Origin of the sequence: Thermoleptolyngbya sichuanensis A183 (genome assembly GCF_013177315.1) — a bacterium.
GTDB classification, from domain to species: domain Bacteria; phylum Cyanobacteriota; class Cyanobacteriia; order Elainellales; family Elainellaceae; genus Thermoleptolyngbya; species Thermoleptolyngbya sichuanensis.
Window position 1 is genome coordinate 1,415,856 of sequence record NZ_CP053661.1, and the last position, 19,357, is coordinate 1,435,212.

The following is a 19,357-nucleotide window of genomic DNA, read 5'->3' on the forward strand; positions in this document are numbered from 1 at the left end:
CAATGGGCAAAACCCACTAGGGCGATCGCTCAGGTTTGGGTCAAGGTGCCTCGAACGAAGCCTGTGCGCTGCGATTCCTTAGCACTTCATTGTAAAGTGTGCTACAAAACATAGTGCCGATATTTTCAAAAGTATTAAGGATTACCAGCAGCAGGCGTTTCTGTGGGTGTTTCTGGTGTTTCTTTGGGTGTTTCTCTCGGTGTTTCTCTAACTCTTGGGTTCAGCCATTGCTATCGCTGCTGTTGCGCGGGTCGAGGGCATCGCGCAGCCCGTCGCCCAGCAGGTTAAACGCCAGCACCGTCAGCACGATGAGAAATGCCGGAGCCCAAACCAGCCAGGGTTGCAGCACCAAAATCGACGCATTGCTGGCCAGGGACAGCATATTTCCCCAGGAGGGGTCGGGCTGCTGAATGCCAAGTCCCAGATAGCTCAGCACGGCTTCTGCCAGGATGAAGCTGGGAATCGCTAGGGTGGCCGTGATAATCACATAGGTTGCGGTCTGCGGCAGGACGTGGCGCAGGATGATGTAGAGCGATCGCCCGCCCATCGCCCGCGCCGCCTGCACAAAAGAGCGTTCTTTAATTGACAAGACCTGCCCGCGAATTACCCGCGCCAGCCCCGCCCAACTGACAAACGAGGTGATCAGGGTAATCAGCAGAAACCGCTGGGCATTGGTCAATCCTGGTGGCAGCACCCCTGCCAGCGTAATCAGCAGGTAAATGCCGGGGATAGTCATCAGCACTTCGGCAAAGCGCATCAGGATGGAATCTGTCCAGCCGCCAAAGTAGCCAGAGATGCCGCCAATCAGCAGCCCCAATGGGAAGGAAATGAGAATCCCCACCAGCCCGATCGACAGGCTAATGCGGCTGCCGTGAATGAGCCGACTGAGTTGGTCGCGGGCTGCTTCGTCAGTGCCCAGCAGGTTCAGCCGACCGGGACCAACCGTGCCAAATAGGTGGCGATCGCCCGGAATTCCCGGCAAAATTTCCTTCTCCTGGAACTGCGGATCGGTCAGCGAAAACCGCGTCGGCAGCGGCAGCTTTAGGTTGAGGAATCGGTAGGGGTCGCCTTTGACAAATAGACGAATCGGCGATGGCTGGCTAAAGTCCCGCGAAAGCTGGCGATCGCCCGTCTCTAGATCTACCGCGCCCTGGGTGGTGGGATAGACGTGCGGCCCAAGAAACTGTCCTTGGGGCGATCGCCAAAACACCTGCGTCGGCGGCAGCAGCGAGCCATCCGTCTGCGACACGTAGGGATCATAGGGTGCAAAAAACTCTGCCCCAATCGCCACCAGATACAGCAACAGCAGCACCAGCGCCCCATAGCGGGCCAGCGAGTTTCTCTTGAGCTTTTGCCACCAATTCATGCGTCTTGCCCTTCGGACAACCTTTGAATCCCCATGATATAGCAAGCCTAGAGAGGTTAGGGGTTAGAAAATCGGGATGATTCTGCCCAGTCCACTGGCTCGATTGGATTTTCCAACTTGTTACAACAAGTGGCGACAACCTGCTATAGTAAGGGCGTAATGACTTGTTGTGACAAGTCTTGTGACTAGTCTTGTGACAAGTCTTATGACAAGTCAGGTTCGTGTCTAGACGCTATCTTCTAATCAAGAATTATCAAGATAGGACTTCCGCACTTGCGATTAAACTCTCTGAGTTTTGGACGATTTCTTGAAGACTGCGCCTGCGAGCAATCGTCCAACTGCGTAAGTCCTACAAGAATTTCACTGAGTTGTTCATTGAATTGTTCATCTGAGCCATTCATTAAAAGGGCAGGGATCATGGGGTTTTCACAAGAAACGCTGGAATTGGGCAAGGTCGAGGGTGCGATCGCCCCTTGCCGCGAGGTTGCGTCAAATGCCCGACAGGTCTTGTCTATCGAAGAACTCGCGGCGCTGAACCAGCGCTCGACGTGGCAAGGGCTGTGGCAATTGGGCAAGCATCTGGCCGTGATGGCAGTCAGCGGCACACTCTGGGCCACGCAGATGCAAAATCTGCAAAATTTGCAAAATTTGCAAAATTTAAATTTGTGGGTGGCGCTGCCAGCGCTAGTGGTCTACGGTTTCAGCCTGGCCTCAATGTTTGCAGCGATGCACGAATCGGTTCATCGGACGGCCTTTGCCAACAATCGGCTCAACGATATCGTCGGCTGGTTGGCTGGGCTACTGTCGTTTTACAACGGCACGTTCTATCGCCGCTATCACAAATGGCACCACCGCTACACGCAAATTCCTGGCAAAGACCCCGAACTCAGCGACCCAAAGCCGCAGACCCGGCGCGACTATTGGCTAGAAGTGAGCGCGATTCCCTGGTGGATTGGCAAGGTGAAAACGCACCTGAAAATTGCCGCCGGAAAGGTGCAGGACTATCCCTTTTTGCCAGAGAGCGCCTATACCGACGTAATTCGCTCGACACGGGTGCAGTTGGGTGTATACGCAGGGGCGATCGCCCTCTCCATTCTCCTCGGACATCCCGCCGCCGTTTTCCTTTACTGGGTGCTGCCTCTGGCGGTGGGTCAGCCGATTCTCCGCGCCATTTTGCTGGCAGAACACACCGGCTGCACGAACGACGACAACCCGTTTACTAACACGCGAACAACGCTGACCACGTTCCCCATTAAGCTCTTGATGTGGAATATGCCCTTTCATGCAGAGCATCATCTCTATCCCTCGATTCCGTTTCATGCGCTGCCGGCTGCCTATGAACGTTTGTCAGAACGCTGGAGATACGTTGAGAAGGGCTACATTCGAGTCAACCAAAACATTATCGCGGCTCTAAAAACTGCTGCTGAATAGCTAAATCAGTGACCCGATCGAGAATTCTGCCATGAATGCTGCTGCGAACGGCGATGCACAAATCTTTGTGATAAAAGATTACACGCTTCAGTGTGGCGCAACGCTGCCGGAAGCGAAGGTCGTATATCAAACCTATGGAACGCTGGCGGGCGATCGCCGTAATGTCATCCTCTATCCCACGTCCTACGGCGCACAGCACCCCGACATTGAGTGGCTGATCGGGCGCGATCGCATCCTCGATCCAGAGCGCTGGTTCATTGTCATTCCCAATATGTTCGGCAATGGGCTATCCAGTTCCCCCAGCAATGATCCCCATTGCAAACTCAGCGAGTCGGGCTTCTGGTTTACGCACTGGGACAACGTTCGGGCGCAGGAACAGTTGCTCCGCGAGGTGTTTGGCGTGGAAACCCTGGCACTGGTCTACGGCTGGTCGATGGGAGCGCAGCAGGCCTATCACTGGGGCGCGCTCTATCCTGAACGGGTGCAGCGAATTGTGGCGCTCTGCGGCACAGCCCGCACAACGGAACACAACCAGATTTTCTTGCACAGCCTGCGAACAGCGCTGACGGCTGATCCCACCTGGACGGGCGATCGCTTTGAGGGGGTTCCCGATCGCGGCTTTCGCGCCTTTGCCCGCATCTACGCCAGTTGGGCCGCGTCGCAAGCTTTCTACCGCGAAGGGTTGTATTACCCACTGGGTTACACCTCGCTGGAGGATTACTTGCTGCGCGGCTGGGAGGCGGGCTATCGCAAGCGCGACCCGCACAATTTGCTGAGCATGATTGACACTTGGCTGCGCTGCGACGTGGGCAACAATCCGGTCTATCAGGGCGATTATGAGAGGGCGCTGGGTTCGATTCGAGCAAAAACCTGGGTAATGCCTGCCACCACCGACCTGTATTTCACGCCAGAAAACTGCGAAGCCGAGGTACGGCTGATTCCAAGTGCAGAATTCCGCCCGATTCCTTCAATTTGGGGACATCGGGCGGGGAATCCGTATCAAAATCCGGCAGACGAGGCGTTTATCCGTCAGGCAGTTTCGGACGCGCTAGCAGATGCGCTGACAGATGGCTGATGCCAGCGGAAGCCGCTATCCGCGCATCATCCGCAGTTTGCCAAGCTCCCAGCGGGTCTGGGGCAGCGGCGCGGCCCATTGCAGCACTTTTTCCATCAGCCACGGCGCAAATCGCTGTCCCCAAAGGGCGAGATGGCTCTGCCAGCCGACGAGAATCTCGCTGCGGCCCCGCGATAGTCCGCGAGTGAGTGCTTGAGCGACCTGCTCTGGGGTCATGGGCAAAATCCAGCGAAACCAGCGGAGGTTTCGCACCATGTCGGTATCGGTCAGGGATGGCAGCAGAGACACAACCCGGACATTGTGCCCCGCCAGCTCACCCCGCAGCGCCTGCGTAAAGCCGAGAATGGCGAACTTAGTTGCCGAGTAAGTTGCCATCGTGGGCGCGGCCAGCTTACCCATGAGGCTAGAGACGTTGACAATCGTACCTTCATGCTGGGCCACCATGCGACGAGCCATCAGGCGCGTAATCGTGTACATACCGACCAAGTTGATGGCGATTTCTTCTTGCACCTGGGGCAGGCGGGATTGCAGGAATGGGGCCTGATGCGCCACGCCCGCACAGTTTACCAGGCAGTGAATCGGGCCGTGGTCGCGCCACGCTTTGGCCACGGCGATGCTGACTTCCGCAGGCTGGCTCAAGTCCAGCGGCAGGGCGATCGCCTCTACGCCCAGTTCTTGCAATTCGTCGGCTAATTCGGCCAATCGCTGGCGATCGCGGGCCACCAGCAGCAGCCGCTTTGCACCCTGATGGGCAAATTCCAGGGCGATCGCCCGTCCAATGCCGCGAGAGGCTCCGGTAATTAGAGCAGTCTTTCCGTAAATCGTCGTCATTACAAAGCCTCCAGTCTTGAAGACTCGCCGCCGAGCAAACGCCACCCATCGCGCCGGGTCTGCTTGCGGCGAGTGAGTGATCCAAATCGGTTTAGCCAGAAGTTTGGGCTTAGTCAGGAGCTTGAAGGAGTCCGAAACTGAGAAGTTATCTTACTCAGTTAAGCAATCGAGTGAAGCAGGGAATCCTGAATGTCCTGGAATGAAGTTCAGGTGAATGGCGCGGCAGCGCCCAGCGTTTGCAGATTTCACAAAGTTCGCAAATAGAAGTTCGCAAACACAGGTTCGCAAATACAAGTTCACAAAGAATAGTTCAAGAATTTGCCAGAGAAACCAAGAGAGATGGCTAAGCGACCTGAACCTCATCAATTGATTTTGGAATCGATCTGGATACGCGAGACAGACCATAAACCGGATGAGAATCGGATGCTACCGAATCCATCACTTGAGTCCAGCGTTGAAGGGAACTGTCCATCTCATCAATCCAGCAGAGAACGCGATGACGCGGCTGCAAAGCATTGATGAGAGCATTGCCCTGCAAAGCTGACGAACCAGCTAGAGTCATGACGTTCCAAAGCATACGCACAGAGTTTGTCAAGAAAAATACACACAGCCTGGTCGATTCTGAGAACTGGACGAAGATGGATTCATGCCAGTTCCAGCACTTTCCTGATCCTTCGGCAGGAATGATGGGACGAATCTCGAACCAACTCTAGACAGATGTGACTGATCGAGCGATGCAAATTTATTGAGAACGGAAAAGTATCAACATTTGGAATAGCGCTATCCATCAGTCGATATGCACACGTTAGCAGCGGGATCAAGCGGCTGCAACATTTATTAGGGAAAATCCGCAATCTTTACATTTTGAAATACTAGCGCTCAGGAAGGGCGATCGCCCCTCAGTGCTGCCGATGTGCCGATGGCTCGACTTCTTCTCCAGCGCACCGCTGCAACGGGTGTCCCTCAGTTTCTGAGAATAAGCCAGGTTGGGGTTCGCTTCCTGATGGGCAATCTTTATAGTTTGTAGTCGCAGAAATTTTTGATGGGCTGTTCTTCCACAAACAAAAAATTAGTCGCAAAAAAACGCACCTGGTTTCCCAGATGCGCCCCAATGAATTGCCAATGAATTGCCTAAGTGAATTTAGGTGGTTGGTTGCGGTTTAAAGATTAGGCAATCGCTCCTTCTGGCGCTTTCACCTGACTCAACAGGTCTTTCAGGGTTTCGCCCTCGATCACCTCCGTTTCCAGCAACTTCGTGGCGATGGTTTCCAACAGATCCCGATTGTGCTGGAGGATGTCAAGCGCTTTTTGGTGTGCGGTTTCGACGATATCCTTGACTTCTTTGTCAATGGCTTCGGCGGTTTGTTCGCTGACCATGCGGCGGGGGTTCATCTCGCCCCCCAGGAAGCTGTTTTGCTGCCCCTGCTGATAGGCTAGCGGCCCCAGCACTTTGCTCATGCCGTAGGTCGTCACCATGCGCTCGGCCAGGTCGGTGGCCCGCTGGAGGTCATTCGATGCGCCAGTGGTAATGCTGCCAAAGACGATTTCTTCGGCAGAGCGTCCGCCCAGCAGCGTGGCGATTTGTCCCAATAGCTCGGCTTCGCTCAGCAAGAAGCGGTCTTCCGTCGGCAGTTGCAGCGTGTAGCCCAGCGCCGCCATGCCGCGGGGCACGATGGAGATTTTTTCCACTTTGTTGCTGCCGGGCATCACTGCGCCCACCAGCGCATGGCCGACTTCGTGGTACGCCACAATCTTCTTTTCCTGGTCATTGAGGACGCGGCTCTTTTTCTCCAGACCCGCCACCACGCGCTCAATGGCTTCGGCGATGTCTTCCTGGGCAACGGCTTCGCGGCCGTTGCGGGCGGCCAGCAGTGCCGCCTCGTTGATCAGGTTGGCCAGGTCGGCTCCGGCAAATCCGGGTGTGCGCGTGGCGATCGCCTTCAAATCCACATCTGGGCCCAGCTTCACGTCCTTGGCGTGAACCTCCAGGATGGCCAGCCGCCCTTGCAAATCTGGGCGATCGACCAGCACCTGACGGTCAAACCGGCCGGGTCGCAGCAGTGCCGGGTCGAGGGTTTCGGGGCGGTTCGTCGCAGCCAGCACAATCACTGTCTGATCCCCCGCGTTAAAGCCATCCATTTCCGTCAGCAATTGGTTTAGCGTTTGTTCACGCTCGTCGTTGCCGCCGTAGAAGCCGCCCGTGGCGCGAGATTTGCCAATCGCGTCTAGCTCGTCAATGAAGATGATGCAGGGAGCCTGCTTCTTTGCCTGCTCGAATAGGTCACGCACACGGGAGGAACCCACGCCGACAAAGAGTTCGACAAACTCCGACCCGGAAATGCTGAAGAAAGGCACACTTGCTTCGCCTGCCACCGCTTTGGCCAGCAGCGTTTTTCCAGTTCCCGGTGGGCCAACCAGCAGCACACCCTTGGGAATCCGTGCGCCGATTTGAGTGAACTTGCGGGGATTTTTCAGAAATTCAACAATTTCCTGTAGCTCGGTTTTGGCTTCTTCTACACCCGCTACGTCGGCAAAAGTGACCTTGTTTTCGTCCCCTTCTACGTAGACCTTGGCGCGGCTCTTGCCGATGGACAGCACGCCCTGGCTGCCGCCGCCCGCCCCTCGCGACAAGAAAAACTGCCAGATGGCTACGAAAATCAGCGGCGGAATCACCCACCCCAAAATGTTAGACAGCCAGCCGTTGCGCGGCGGTGGGATAGCGGCAAACTCGACACCGTTTTCTTCTAGCAGCGAAGGCAGCTTTAGGTCAAAAATGGGCGTAGTTGCCAGGATCTGTCCCTCTTCTGCGGGAGGAACGGGCTTAAGCTGGTAGCGGATCTGCTCTTGGCCGATGTAGGCGCGGGCGACTTCGCCTTCGCTGACCTGATGAATAAACAGGCTGTAGGGAACCTGAGGAATTTGAGGCCCTAGCAGCCCAGGGAGGAGAATATTTGCTAGTAAAAATAAACTAGACACCAGCAGCAAAATGTTGCCGATGACGCGCGATCGCGGGACTTTGGGCTGGTCTTTAATCGGCATTTGATAATGCTCCTTATTGACGGACAGAACGGACAACCAGAGAAAAACCTTTGAATTGAAGAGTACTCAGAACATGGAGCGGATAGTACAAAAATTCTCTAGCTTTCTTCATTTTAAAGGTTTATGAAGAAGCTGAGAGATAGAAACTGGAAAGGGGCACACCGGAATGTGCCCCCCAAAATGGCGAAATACCCGAACTTGTCAAACGGAAATCTTTAAACTCAGGCGGTAAACTCAGGCGGTTTCCAGCCAGTCGAAAATGCGGTCGAGCTGTTCTAGCGTGATTAGCCCGTATTGCCACAAAATCATCGGCAGCAGGTTCGAGTCTTGCTCTGGCTGTTTGAGGGCGATCGCAATTGACTCGGTTGGAATGGAGAGTTCTTCCCGCAGAAACTTAATCAGCCTGGCTTGAGTTGTGGATTCGTTCGTCATAGTATTCGCCATATTATTTGCCATTTAGGGTGTGTGACACGAAGAAACGTAGTCTTTTTGTTAACTTTTGCAACAATCTTTCAGGATTGATGTTGAAGATTATAGCGATAATCTCACCTTGCGTCCCCACCAAAAGGATTACTTCACTTAACTTTGTCGATATTTCATGGGGCGGATTCTTGTTTCTGGGGCTGTCCAGGCATTCTCAGATTGTGGCGGACTGTAGCGGATTGTGGCGGACTGTAGCGGATAGGCTGCCTCAAAAATGAGAATGGCCCTGACGCTGGTTCAGGAATCACTGTGAAATGCCTCTGTTGGGCGACGAGCGTGTGGCTCATCCGGCCCAACAATGCTGTAAGAGGATGTTTGAAAAGTCCTACTGTTTGTAGCAAAGCGTGCAAGATCCCCCTAAATCCCCCTAAAAAGGGGGATTTTAAGGCGGTTTCCCCCCTTTTTAAGGGGGGCTAGGGGGGATCTCTGGGTGCTTAACATTACAGGCGATACCTTTTCAAACACCCTCTAAGACACGTTGGATGATTGATGCAATGAATCTGTCAGGATACGCACTGGTTCACGATGGAGGAACTGAGCCACTCTCCAAGGCTCCTTGATTGCTGGCAAAGCGGCGCGTTCGTGTGGAGATCTGGGAATGATTTGACCGTGTAAGCCCTGTCTGTCGTAATTCCACAATCAATTAGGACTGACGCAGTTGGACGATTTTTCGCGGGCGCAGCCCGCGAAAAATCGTCCAAAACCCAGAAAACTTACGCAAGTGCGTAAGTCCTGACTGAAATCAATACTGAGCAATGGTGCTTGAGGACTGCCCAGCCTTATGAAATGGATTGATAATCTGCCTCGGTGGGTGACCTGGGGACTGGCGCTGCCGCTGGTCGTGCTAAACGGCTGGGCGCTGCTGGTGGTGATGGACTATTTTCGGCAGCTTCTGACAATTTTTGTGGGGGCGAACCTGCTGGCATTTGTGCTGAGCTATGCGGTGCGCTGGCTTCAGCGGCGGGGGCTATCGCGCGATCGCGCGATTTTGCTGGTGCTGCTGGCGACCCTGTTTCTGCTGCTGGTGCTGGCGGTCACGCTGATTCCGATTCTCCTTGACCAAATTAATGGGCTGGTCACCAAACTGCCTGCCTGGATCGAATCGGGCAACCAGCAGTTTCAGGATATGCAGCGCTGGGCCACAGCGAGACGACTTCCGGTAGACCTGATCGATTTTGTGGCGCGGCTCCAGGAGGCGCTGGTGGCCCAGCTTCAGCCGCTCAGCAGCGGTGTGTTGGGGTTGGGCATTGGGCTGGCGGGCAGTGCGCTGGATTTTGTAATCACGATCGCCCTCACGTTTTATCTCTTGCTGCACGGTGAGACGCTGTGGGCCGGCATTCTCCGCTGGCTGCCGGGTTCTCAGGGAGAACCATTGAGGCGATCGCTCCGCCAGAGTTTCCACAACTATTTCAGCGGTCAGGCGATGCTGGCGCTGGTCATGGGGCTGTCGATGATTACGGTTTTCCTGCTGCTGCAAGTGCCGTTTGGGCTGCTGTTTGGTCTGGCGGTGGGCGTGATGACGCTGATTCCGCTGGGCGCACCGCTGAGCATTTGCCTGATCAGCTTTTTGGTCGGGCTGGGCAGTTTTTGGGTGGGTGTAAAGATGCTAGCGGTAGGGATTGTGGTGGATCAGGCGATTGAAAATGCGATCGCCCCCCGTCTCCTTGGCCGCTTTACGGGTCTAAATCCTGCCTGGGTCATCGTGGCGCTGCTGATTGGGGCCAGGGTGGCGGGCGTGCTGGGAATTTTAATGGCCGTGCCCACCGCAGGGTTTGTGAAGTCGCTCCTGGACCTGTCTCAGACGGAGAAACCCAAGGAGCTTTATTGACTGAACGATTCCACTAAACGCCCAATCCAGCGCGGGGATTGAACGTTTCAATTTGCCGCAGTTTGTCGTAGAGTTCGCGCTCCTGGGGACTGAGGTCTTTGGGAACCTGGATGGTGATTTCCACGATCTGATCGCCGCGCTTGCCGTCAATGGGATAGCCCTTGCCTGCCAGCCGCAGCTTTTGCCCTGCTTTCACGCCGGGAGGAATCACCATTTTCACCGGCCCATCCAGCGTTGGTACTTCGATCGCTCCCCCCAGCACTGCTTCGCTGGGCGTTAGGGGCAGCAGACAGTAGATATCTGCCCCGTCCAACTGATAGAAGGGGTGGGGCGCGATTTCGATGCGGAGAAACAGGTCGCCGCCAGACACGCCTTGCCCCTTCAGGCGAATCTTTTGCCCAGTGAGCATGGCGGCGGGCATATTTACTTCGAGCGATCGCCCATCTTCCAGGCGAATCCGCTCGCGCCCGCCCGCAAAGGCCTTTTCCAGCGGCACAGTCAGCCGGGCTTCGGCGTTGCGCGGTGTGGCGCGGGGAACCGTGTAGGTGGTTTTGGTAGTGCCGGGGCGGTAGGGATCGCGATCGCGCGGTGGGGTTCGCGGGGCGGCGGGTTCCTCATTGCGGCGGTTCAGCAGTTGGTCTACAAAGCTGTTAAAGTCGCGAAACTGGCTGAAGTCTACTTCGTCGGGGCTGCGGCTGGCGGTGCGGCTATTCCAACTGCGGGACTTGGGCGTTGCGCCACTCTGAAAGCCACCCTGCTTCCAGAAGCGGCTGAACTGGTCATACTGCGCCCGCTTGCTGGCATCCGACAGAACTTCGTAGGCCTCGCCAACGTCCTTGAACTTTTCCTCTGCTTCCTTGTCGCCAGGGTTCAAGTCGGGGTGATATTGCCGCGCCATCCGCCGATAGGCCTTTTTGATCTCCTCAGCCGTGGCGGTTTTGGGAATTCCGAGAATTTGATAGTAATTCCGAAAATTCTGCATCCGGTCTCCTACAGCCATTCGTCTTCTTCCTCATCCCAAATGCCCCGGCTGCGGGGAATCTCGCCAGTTTGCGGGCGGCGACGGGGAGTGTCGTCGCTGGGGCGACCCGTGGGACGGTTATATTCTGGCTTGTCTAGCGATTCGTCTTCGTCGGTTGGTGCTTCAGCGGGCGGGTCCTCCCAGTCTCCTGCTGGTTCGCGACGGGGGCGCTTGGGCGCGTCGTCCCACGGATCGAGACTGATGGAGTCGCGGCTGTCTGAGTCAAAACTGCCAGAGTCTGAAGTCCGCAGGTTCAGTCCTTGTCGCTCCGAGCGGCTGCGATTTTCTGGGCTGCGGTTTTCTAAGCTGCGGGTTTCTGGGCTGCGATTTTCTGGGCTGCGGGCTTCTGGGCTGCGATTCTCGGAGAAATCATTCTGCGAAGCGTCCATTTCGCGTCCAGATTCTCGTCCCATCTCGCGGGTTCCAGGTTCGCGGCCGCGGCTGGGCCTGTCGTCCCAGCGATCGCCATTGCTGCGGGGACGGCTTTCGAGGGGGTCTGGGTCGCGGCTGCGGTCGGCGGCCTCTTCCCAGCGATCGCGGGCGGGCGGGCGGCCAGAACGCGGCTCGTCCCAGGAATCACGGCTGGCAGGACGGCTAGAGCGCGACGGCTCATCCCAGGAGTCGCGGGCGGGTCGGCTAGGGCGCTGGGGTTCGTCCCAGGAATCGCGGCTGGCCGGCCGGGCAGAACGCGGCGGCTCATCCCAGCGATCGCGGGCGGCGGGTCGCTGAGGTTCGTCCCAAGAATCGCTGGCCGGGCGGCGCGGTGGCTCGTCCCAGGAGTCGCGGCTGGCAGGACGAGCGGGGCGGCTGCTGTAGGGATTGGGGCGATCGCCGCCTCGATCATTCCAGTTTTCTCGTGCCGCAGGACGGCTGCCATACGGATCACGGGGTTCGTCCCAGGAGTCGCGGGCGGCGGGGCGGCTGCTATAGGGATCGCGGGCCGCAGGGCGGCTGCTGTAGGGATCAGGGCGATCGCTCCAGGAATCGCGACGAACGGGCGGCCGGTCATCCCACGGGTCGCGGCGGGCCGCAGGGCGATCGTCCCACGGGTCGCGGCCGCCTCGATAGGAGGGAATTTCGTCAAACTCGTCGTCGTCGCCCAGCAGCGTCCGCTTCAGCGAGCTAAAGAAGCCCTCGTCTTCGTCGCCTCGATCAAACTGATAAACCTCCTGCTGGAGCTGATACAGCCCATCGCGCAGGTCGGCTTCGAGCGTGTCGATGCGGCGCTCATCGTTGTTGGCTAGGGCATCGCGCAGGTCTTTGATCAGCGCCTCGATCTTGCGGCGATAGGGGCTGGCAAACTGCATTCCAAAGTCTAGCGCCACCTCGCGCAACTGCCGCTCCGCCTGGTACGTTAGCGCCTCTGCCTTGGTGCGCTTTTCCACCCGTTCGCGCCGCTCCCGGTCTTGCTGGGCGTTGCGCTCTGCATCCTGGATCATCTTCTGAATTTCGGCTTCGCTGAGGGTGGATGCGCCCTGGATGGTAATGCCCTGTTCGCGGCCGGTGGTTTTGTCTACGGCGGTGACTTGCAAAATGCCGTTGGCATCGATGTCGAAGGATACCGAAATCTGGGGCACGCCGCGCGGTGCGGGGGGAATGCCCAGCAGTTTGAAGCGGCCGAGGGACTTGTTATCCGCGGCCATTTCGCGTTCGCCCTGGACGACGTGGACTTCCACCATCGTCTGGTTATTTTCAGAGGTAGAGAAGATGTCGGAGCGGCGGACGGGGATCGTGGTGTTGCGGGGGATTAGCTTTTTGGTCAGGCCGCCGATGGTTTCTAGACCGAGGGAAATCGGGGTCACGTCTAGCAGCAGGATATCGCGCATCCCCACTTCCTGCGTCAGAATACCCGCCTGGATCGCTGCGCCGACGGCCACGGCTTCGTCGGGGTTGACGTGTTCGCTGGGTTCCCGGTCGATGAGCGATCGCACTAGATTTTTCACCATCGGCATCCGCGTGCCGCCGCCCACCAGCACAACTTCATCAATGTCGTCTGGCGCAAGCCCCGCATCGCGCATTGCCTGCTTCAGCGGGCCGCGCATCCGGCTCAGCAGGTCGGTACACATGCCCTCGAACTGGGAGCGAGTCAGGCGCGTTTCCAGGTGCTTGGGGCCGTCTTCTGGCGTGGCGGTGATGAAGGGCAGGTTGATTTCTGTGACGCTGACCCCGGAGAGTTCAATTTTGGCTTTTTCAGCAGCTTCGGTGAGGCGCTGGAGAGACTGGCGATCGCGCCGCAGGTCGATGCCCTCCTTTTCTAAGAATTGCTCCGCCAGCCAGTCCACAATTTTTTTATCGAAATCATTGCCGCCAAGCTGGGTATCGCCGCTGGTGGCGCGGACTTCAAACACGCCATCGCCCACTTCTAGAATCGATACGTCAAACGTGCCGCCACCCAGGTCAAACACCAGAATCACCTGACTATCGCGCCGCTCTAGCCCATAGGCCAGAGAAGCCGCCGTCGGCTCATTCAGAATTCGCAGCACCTCTAGCCCTGCAATCCGGCCTGCATCTCGCGTTGCCTGCCGCTGCGAGTCGTTGAAATAGGCGGGAACCGTGATCACCGCGCCTGTCACCTGCTGCCCCAGATAGCGACTGGCCTCGTCCGCCAGCTTTCGCAGCACCATTGCCGAAATTTCCTCCGGCGCAAAGTCGCGCTCCAGTCGGGGGCATTTGATCTTAATATTGCCGTTCTCGTCTTTGCGGATAGTGTAAGGCACGCGCCGGGAGTCGGGGCTGACCTCGCTATAGCGTCGCCCGATAAATCGCTTCACGCCGTAGAAGGTGTTCTGGGGATTTAGCACCGCCTGCCGCCGCGCCATCTGCCCCACCAACTGTTCGCCTTCTTTGCTAAAGCCCACGACCGATGGGGTCGTCCGCATTCCCTCAGCGTTGGCAATTACGACGGGCTTGCCCCCTTCCATCACGGCGACGACTGAGTTTGTAGTGCCCAGGTCTATGCCTACGACTTTGCCCATGCGCTGCAACGCTCCTCGCGGATTTCACCAAATGTTGAGAACTGATAACTCATTCTATCTTGCCAACGCAAGGCCCGCTGCACAGTTGATCAGCGACTGCCCAGCGGTATCCGCGACCCGCAGGTGACGGTTTTTCCACCATTCGGATTACGGGCAGTCGGCTGTTCGCATCGCAATTCCCCCTGCAAGATAGAGGGGTTGCCAGATTTTCGCTGTTACAATGCTTAACAGAGGCGAATCTTCCCTTCATTCTGCTCTGGAACCCATGCCAACTGCTGAGACTTCCGCGACCGTCCGCCCTGATGCGGTGCTTGCTCGTCCGCTGTCGATCGAAGACCACCTCAAGTCTGCTTACGATTCGTCGGAGATGCCAGCGGTGCGCTATGACCCAATGGCGATCGCCGAATACTACAGCGCCCGTCCGCTGCAAGTGATGGGCCGAATGATTGGCATTGTGCTGCCCTTCCTTCTGCTTGCGCTGGGCTTGTGGTGGGATAAACAGTTGGGACAGATCGAGAAGAACCAGCAGCGCCGCGCCGAGCAACTGCGCGACATTTTGACCCAGCTTGGCCCTGCTTATATCAAGATTGGGCAGGCGCTTTCTACTCGCCCAGACTTGGTGCCGCCCGCGTACCTGGAAGAACTGACGCGCCTGCAAGACCAGCTACCGCCCTTCCCCAACGAAGTGGCGTTTCAATTTATTGAAGAGGAATTGGGCGATCGCCCTGAGAATATCTATGCCGAACTCAGCCCAGAGCCAATCGCCGCTGCCTCGCTAGGGCAGGTTTACAAAGGCAAGCTCAAGACGGGTGAGGTTGTGGCAGTGAAGGTGCAGCGTCCCGGACTGGCGGAGCGCATCACGCTCGACCTGTATATTCTGCGCCGGGCCGCGCAATGGGCAGCGAGTACGTTTAAGCAAATCCGCAGCGACCTCGTCGGCATCATGGACGAGTTTGGGGCCCGCATCTTTGAAGAGATGGACTATACCCAGGAGGGGCGAAACGCCGAGCGGTTTGCCCAGCTTTATGGCGCAATCCCTGACATCTATGTGCCGCGTATTTACTGGGAATATACCCATCAGCGCGTGCTGACGATGGAGTGGATTAACGGCACCAAGCTCACCAAGCCGCAAGAACTGGCCGCCCAGGGCATCGATGCAGCCTATCTGGTGGAAGTGGGTGTGCAGTGTTCGCTGCGGCAGTTGCTAGAGCATGGCTTCTTTCATGCCGACCCACACCCCGGCAACCTGCTGGCCACGCCTGACGGCAAGCTGGCCTATCTAGACTTTGGCATGATGAGCCAGGTGCAGGCTCCCCAGCGCTACGGGCTGATCGAGGCGGTGGTTCACATGGTCAACCGCGACTTTGAAGGTCTGGCGAAAGACTACGTAAAGCTGGAATTTTTGACCCCGGACACCGATCTAACCCCAATTATTCCGGCGCTGGCTGCGGTCTTTAGCAACGCACTGGGGTCGAGCGTTGCCGAACTGAACTTCAAAAGCATCACCGATCAGCTTTCCCAGGTGATGTACGACTATCCGTTCCGCGTGCCCGCCTATTACGCGCTGATCATCCGTTCGCTGGTGACGCTGGAGGGCATCGCCATCAACGTTGACCCAAATTTCAAGGTGCTGAGCAAGGCCTACCCTTATATTGCCAAGCGCCTGCTGACCGATCCGTCGCCCGAACTCCGCTCCTCGCTTAAGGATCTGCTGTTCAAAGACGGCAGCTTCCGCTGGAACCGTCTGGAAAACCTGCTGAAGAACGCCAAGGACAGCCCAGATTATGACCTGAACTATGCGGTAGATCAGGCGTTGAACTTCCTGTTTTCCGAGCGGGGCGAGTTTATTCGCGAGTATCTGGTGGAGGAGATTGTCAAAGGGATTGACGGCTACGGGCAGATGACGATGCAGCGGCTGACCGCTACCCTGCGCGATCGCATCGGTCTGGGCAATGGTTCTGCGCCGCCACCTGCTGATTCGCAAAACCTGGAAAACTTGAGCCGCATCCTCAACATTCTGCGCGATACGCCCGGATTTGACCCGATGCAACTCCTCCCCGTCGTGCCCAACCTGCTGCTGCGTCCCGAAACCCAGCGTATGGGCCAGCAGATTGCAGGCGGGCTGGCCCAGCGGGCCGCAGCCCGGTTTATCCGCGAGTTTTTGCTGCCTGAAGAGCCGCCTCAGCCGAATTCTTCTGCCAGCGGCCGCCTGAATCGCAACGGTAAGGTGCTGAGCAGCACAATGGGCGGCAACGGAAGCGGCAACTTGGCGCTGCCCGCCCGCCGCTCGGCATAGGCGATCGCCCGCTGATGCAGCGACCAACCTTGTAAGACGAACTTGTAAAGCTAACTTGTAGGACGAACTTGTAAGACGAACCGGAGCAATCCGGTTTGTTCCCTCCGGTTCGTCTTACGGGATTACGCAAGGCTCAGAACGTTGCGGGATGCCCCGACTCGTGCAAGATGAGGCGGTTGCCATCGGGATCGTAGGCATAGGCTTCGCGGCCGTGGAAGTCAGTGATGATGGGGCTGGCGGGGCGCGGGGGAGCAGCGGCGATCGCGCTGTGGGCAGCCTCTACAGCGGCGATCGCCTGCTCTAGATTATCCACCTCCAGGCACAGGCTCATAGCACCGCCTGAGGAGGCTGCAAACTCTCCGGCGTGTTCCTGTCTAGGCTGAAAGATGCCAAACCGAAACAGACCGATCTGGAATTCGACATAGGTGTTGGGAAACTCGAACGATGGAGCGATGTCGAGGAGCGTCCGGTAGAACTGCCGCAGCCGTGCCAGATTGGGCGAGGACAGGGTGAGCGTGGCGTAGTCGGTGTAGAGCATAATTCTCCTGAAAAAGCATTAAAAAACAGCTACTAAAGGGAGGTATCGTAGCAGAGATTTGGTCGGATTGATCAACTCAGATTCAAAATTTAAAAACCGTCTGAAATTGTCTGGAAAATCTCTAAGAGGGTGTTTGAAAAGGTATCGCCTGTAGTGTTAAGCACTCAGAGATCCCCCCTAGCCCCCCTTAAAAAGGGGGGAAACCGCCTTAAAGTCCCCCTTTTTAAGGGGGATTTAGGGGGATCTTGCACGCTTTGCTACAAACAGTAGAACTTCTCAAACATCCTCTAAAACACGTCGTCCGGAAGCTGCCACAAACGCACGGTGCTAAATCCTTTGCCCGTAGCAATGGTTCTCCAGTCGGGGCTGACGACCGCATGGTCAAGGGGCGCTCCTTCGCCTGCGAAGATGTGGGTGGGTTTTCCAGTCACCAAATCCCACAGCGTCAGTTGCCCTTCGGCATCGCTGCTAAGCAGGGTTCTGCCATCGCCGCGCACCGCCAGCGTGTTAATAAACCCAGCCGATCCCGTCAGCGGTTTGCCCTGTTCGCCTGTCTCCAGGTTCCAGCGATAGATAGTTCGATCTGTGCCGCCTGCCAACACCTCAACACCATCCGGCGTAAAGGCGATCGCATTGATGACTCCAGTAAATCCGCTGAGCGTTCGTCGCTGCGTTCCAGATCTGAGATCCCAGACCATCAGAGTTATATCTGTGCCCCCGCTGACGATCGTGCGGGCATCGGGGCTAACGGCGATCGCATTGATGAACCCGTCATGTTCCTCTAGGGTGTGGATCGGCTGCCCCGTTGTCAGGTTCCAGGTTCGCACCGTGCCATCCGCGCTGCCGCTGATCAGCGTTCCATCCGAGGCGATCGCCAGCGCGTTGACCGCGTTCGTGTGCCCGACCAGCGTATGTCGGATTGTGCCGCTGGGCAGATCCCAGATCAAAATTTGATTATCTGCGCCGCCGCTCGCCAGCGTTTGTCCATTGCCGCTTAGCACCACCGCATTCACGTAGCTGCTGTGTCCCTTGAGGGTGCGGAGGGGCTGCCCGGTGGCCACGTCCCACAGGATAATCTGATGGTCTGCGCCACAGGTGATTAACCGCTGCCCGTCTGGTGTGAACACGGCATGGTTGATGAATCCGGTGTGTCCTGTGAGGGTGGCGCTGGAGACGAGCGGCTGTACCGCAACGATTCCACCACTGAACTGCTGATAAGCCCGCCAGCCGCCCCAGCCCGCCAGCCCAATCAGCAGCGCTGTGGCACTGCTCCAAAGCCAGGGATACTTCCAGCGAAACGGGGTGTGCTGGGTCTGGGTCTGCGCGGGCTGAAGCTGGGTCGTTCTGGGCGATGAGGGACTTTCGGCGGGCCGTGCAGCAAGAGCCTGGATGCGGGGCAGGTTGCTGGGTGGGGCGATCGCCGCCAGGTCTTCCAGAATCTCGCGGGTGCTACTGGGGCGATCGCTCGCTTTGGGCGCGATCAGACGGTCAATAAAATCGGCAAACGGCTCCGACACCTGCGGCGCAAACTGCCGCCAGCGGAAGCTATTGTCGTGGGGATTGTAGATGTCAGGATCGGTCGGTTGCTTACCCGTCAGCAGGTAAATAAACGTCCACCCCAGCGCGTAAAAGTCGGACTGGGGAACTGCTTGCCCCCTTTCCTGCTCTGGCGGCGTGTAGCCTGCGGAGCTAATGCGGGTCACGCCTTCGGAGCCGCCTAGCTGTGCTAGATAAGTTGCGGTCATCTCGCGCACCGCGCCAAAGTCCACCAGCACCAACTGCCCATTCGACCGCAGCATGATATTTTCGGGCTTGATATCCCGGTGAAAATAGTTACGCTCATGCACCAGATGCAGCACCTCCGTCAGTTGCCGCATCCACCTTCGCGCCTGCGCCTCGCTGATGCCGTGGTTACCCTGCTGCCGCATCCATTCCCGCAGGTTGGGCCCGTCGATTTTTTCCATAATGATGCAGTGCAGCGGCGACTCGCTGCCGCGCGGCAAAAACTGGAAGTAGCCATCTGGCTCAATCGCAGGCACACCGGGATGGCGCAACTGGCTCAGCACCACGGCCTCTCGCTGAAACAGGGCGACGGCCTTGCTGTGGCCGCTGTGGATTTCCTTCAGCGCCTTGAGGATTTTGGGCACGTTGCGTTCGTAGGCTTCGTACACCTGCCCAAAGCCGCTTTTGTCGCTAATTAGCCGCATGACGCGATAGCGCTCCCGCAGCACCAGATCCGACCCGCAGCTTTGGCAAAAGCGGCTGCCGTCGTTGCCGGGGTGATTGGGTTCAGTGCACTGGGGATTGATGCAGAGGCTCATAGCGTCGGGCGGTGATGCATCCTGGGAGGGGTTGGGGCTTAAAGGGATTGTCTGGGGGTGTCTGAAGCAAAACGGTTTTTCCCCAATCAACCTCAGACGCGGTGTTTTCCGGTGTCCACGATCCAGCACTTACCAGAATACTGTACTGCTTCG

At 57.4% G+C, this 19,357-nt stretch carries 11 protein-coding genes and 1 pseudogene; 4 read left to right on the top strand and 8 right to left on the bottom strand.

Annotation, left to right across the window (positions count from 1 at the left end; genetic code table 11):
* Positions 1-220: 220 nt before the first annotated feature.
* Positions 221-1,366: an ABC transporter permease gene (locus HPC62_RS06070; RefSeq protein WP_172354211.1), complete on the bottom strand. Its 1,146-nt coding sequence runs from the start codon at positions 1,364-1,366 to the stop codon at positions 221-223.
* Positions 1,367-1,783: 417 nt separating this feature from the next.
* On the opposite strand from HPC62_RS06070, the gene HPC62_RS06075 reads away from it, so the two are divergent.
* Both HPC62_RS06075 and HPC62_RS06080 read left to right on the top strand, forming a co-directional pair.
* Positions 1,784-2,797 carry a fatty acid desaturase family protein gene (locus tag HPC62_RS06075; RefSeq protein WP_172354212.1) on the top strand — a complete coding sequence of 338 codons (1,014 nt, stop codon included), beginning with the start codon at positions 1,784-1,786 and terminating at the stop codon, positions 2,795-2,797.
* Positions 2,798-2,828: 31 nt separating this feature from the next.
* Positions 2,829-3,872, top strand: coding sequence for an alpha/beta fold hydrolase (locus HPC62_RS06080; RefSeq protein ID WP_172354213.1), 1,044 nt, complete (start codon positions 2,829-2,831; stop codon positions 3,870-3,872).
* A gap of 15 nt (positions 3,873-3,887) precedes the next feature.
* Here HPC62_RS06080 and HPC62_RS06085 read toward each other — a convergent pair whose 3' ends face one another.
* The 3 genes from HPC62_RS06085 to HPC62_RS06095 form a co-directional block, all read right to left on the bottom strand.
* Complete coding sequence (locus tag HPC62_RS06085) at positions 3,888-4,703, bottom strand: SDR family NAD(P)-dependent oxidoreductase (RefSeq protein WP_172354214.1); 816 nt, start codon at positions 4,701-4,703, stop codon at positions 3,888-3,890.
* 1,167 nt (positions 4,704-5,870) lie between these two features.
* Positions 5,871-7,742, bottom strand: coding sequence for an ATP-dependent zinc metalloprotease FtsH (ftsH4, locus tag HPC62_RS06090; RefSeq protein WP_172354215.1), 1,872 nt, complete (start codon positions 7,740-7,742; stop codon positions 5,871-5,873).
* A 234-nt stretch (positions 7,743-7,976) separates the two neighbouring features.
* The gene (locus HPC62_RS06095; protein WP_172354216.1) at positions 7,977-8,174 is read right to left on the bottom strand and encodes a DUF2949 domain-containing protein; all 198 of its coding nucleotides are present in this window, start codon (positions 8,172-8,174) and stop codon (positions 7,977-7,979) included.
* 832 nt (positions 8,175-9,006) lie between these two features.
* Between HPC62_RS06095 and HPC62_RS06100 the strand changes: the two genes are divergently transcribed.
* Positions 9,007-10,053: an AI-2E family transporter gene (locus tag HPC62_RS06100; protein WP_172354217.1), complete on the top strand. Its 1,047-nt coding sequence runs from the start codon at positions 9,007-9,009 to the stop codon at positions 10,051-10,053.
* A gap of 13 nt (positions 10,054-10,066) precedes the next feature.
* On the opposite strand, the gene HPC62_RS06105 is transcribed toward HPC62_RS06100, so the two are convergent.
* A complete protein-coding gene (locus HPC62_RS06105) occupies positions 10,067-11,035 on the bottom strand; it encodes a DnaJ C-terminal domain-containing protein (protein WP_172358804.1) in 969 nt (322 codons plus the stop codon).
* Between the two features lie 773 nt (positions 11,036-11,808).
* Positions 11,809-14,049, bottom strand: a pseudogene (gene dnaK / locus HPC62_RS06110) (molecular chaperone DnaK); the annotation flags it as partial.
* Between the two features lie 265 nt (positions 14,050-14,314).
* Here dnaK and HPC62_RS06115 point away from each other — a divergent pair.
* Complete coding sequence (locus HPC62_RS06115) at positions 14,315-16,345, top strand: ABC1 kinase family protein (RefSeq protein WP_216655333.1); 2,031 nt, start codon at positions 14,315-14,317, stop codon at positions 16,343-16,345.
* A gap of 133 nt (positions 16,346-16,478) precedes the next feature.
* Here HPC62_RS06115 and HPC62_RS06120 read toward each other — a convergent pair whose 3' ends face one another.
* Positions 16,479-16,883: a VOC family protein gene (locus HPC62_RS06120; RefSeq protein WP_172354219.1), complete on the bottom strand. Its 405-nt coding sequence runs from the start codon at positions 16,881-16,883 to the stop codon at positions 16,479-16,481.
* 287 nt (positions 16,884-17,170) lie between these two features.
* Entirely contained in the window at positions 17,171-19,204 is a 2,034-nt protein-coding gene (locus tag HPC62_RS06125) for a WD40 repeat domain-containing serine/threonine-protein kinase (protein WP_172354220.1), read from the bottom strand.
* Positions 19,205-19,357 lie beyond the last annotated feature (153 nt).

Bases quoted from the DNA above. Each gene is read 5' to 3' on its own strand.
- HPC62_RS06070 (WP_172354211.1), bottom strand. From the start codon at position 1,366: ATGAATTGGTGGCAAAAGCTCAAGAGAAACTCGCTGGCCCGCTATGGG.
- HPC62_RS06075 (WP_172354212.1), top strand. From the start codon at position 1,784: ATGGGGTTTTCACAAGAAACGCTGGAATTGGGCAAGGTCGAGGGTGCG.
- HPC62_RS06080 (WP_172354213.1), top strand. From the start codon at position 2,829: ATGAATGCTGCTGCGAACGGCGATGCACAAATCTTTGTGATAAAAGAT.
- HPC62_RS06085 (WP_172354214.1), bottom strand. From the start codon at position 4,703: ATGACGACGATTTACGGAAAGACTGCTCTAATTACCGGAGCCTCTCGC.
- ftsH4 (WP_172354215.1), bottom strand. From the start codon at position 7,742: ATGCCGATTAAAGACCAGCCCAAAGTCCCGCGATCGCGCGTCATCGGC.
- HPC62_RS06095 (WP_172354216.1), bottom strand. From the start codon at position 8,174: ATGACGAACGAATCCACAACTCAAGCCAGGCTGATTAAGTTTCTGCGG.
- HPC62_RS06100 (WP_172354217.1), top strand. From the start codon at position 9,007: ATGAAATGGATTGATAATCTGCCTCGGTGGGTGACCTGGGGACTGGCG.
- HPC62_RS06105 (WP_172358804.1), bottom strand. From the start codon at position 11,035: ATGCAGAATTTTCGGAATTACTATCAAATTCTCGGAATTCCCAAAACC.
- HPC62_RS06115 (WP_216655333.1), top strand. From the start codon at position 14,315: ATGCCAACTGCTGAGACTTCCGCGACCGTCCGCCCTGATGCGGTGCTT.
- HPC62_RS06120 (WP_172354219.1), bottom strand. From the start codon at position 16,883: ATGCTCTACACCGACTACGCCACGCTCACCCTGTCCTCGCCCAATCTG.
- HPC62_RS06125 (WP_172354220.1), bottom strand. From the start codon at position 19,204: ATGAGCCTCTGCATCAATCCCCAGTGCACTGAACCCAATCACCCCGGC.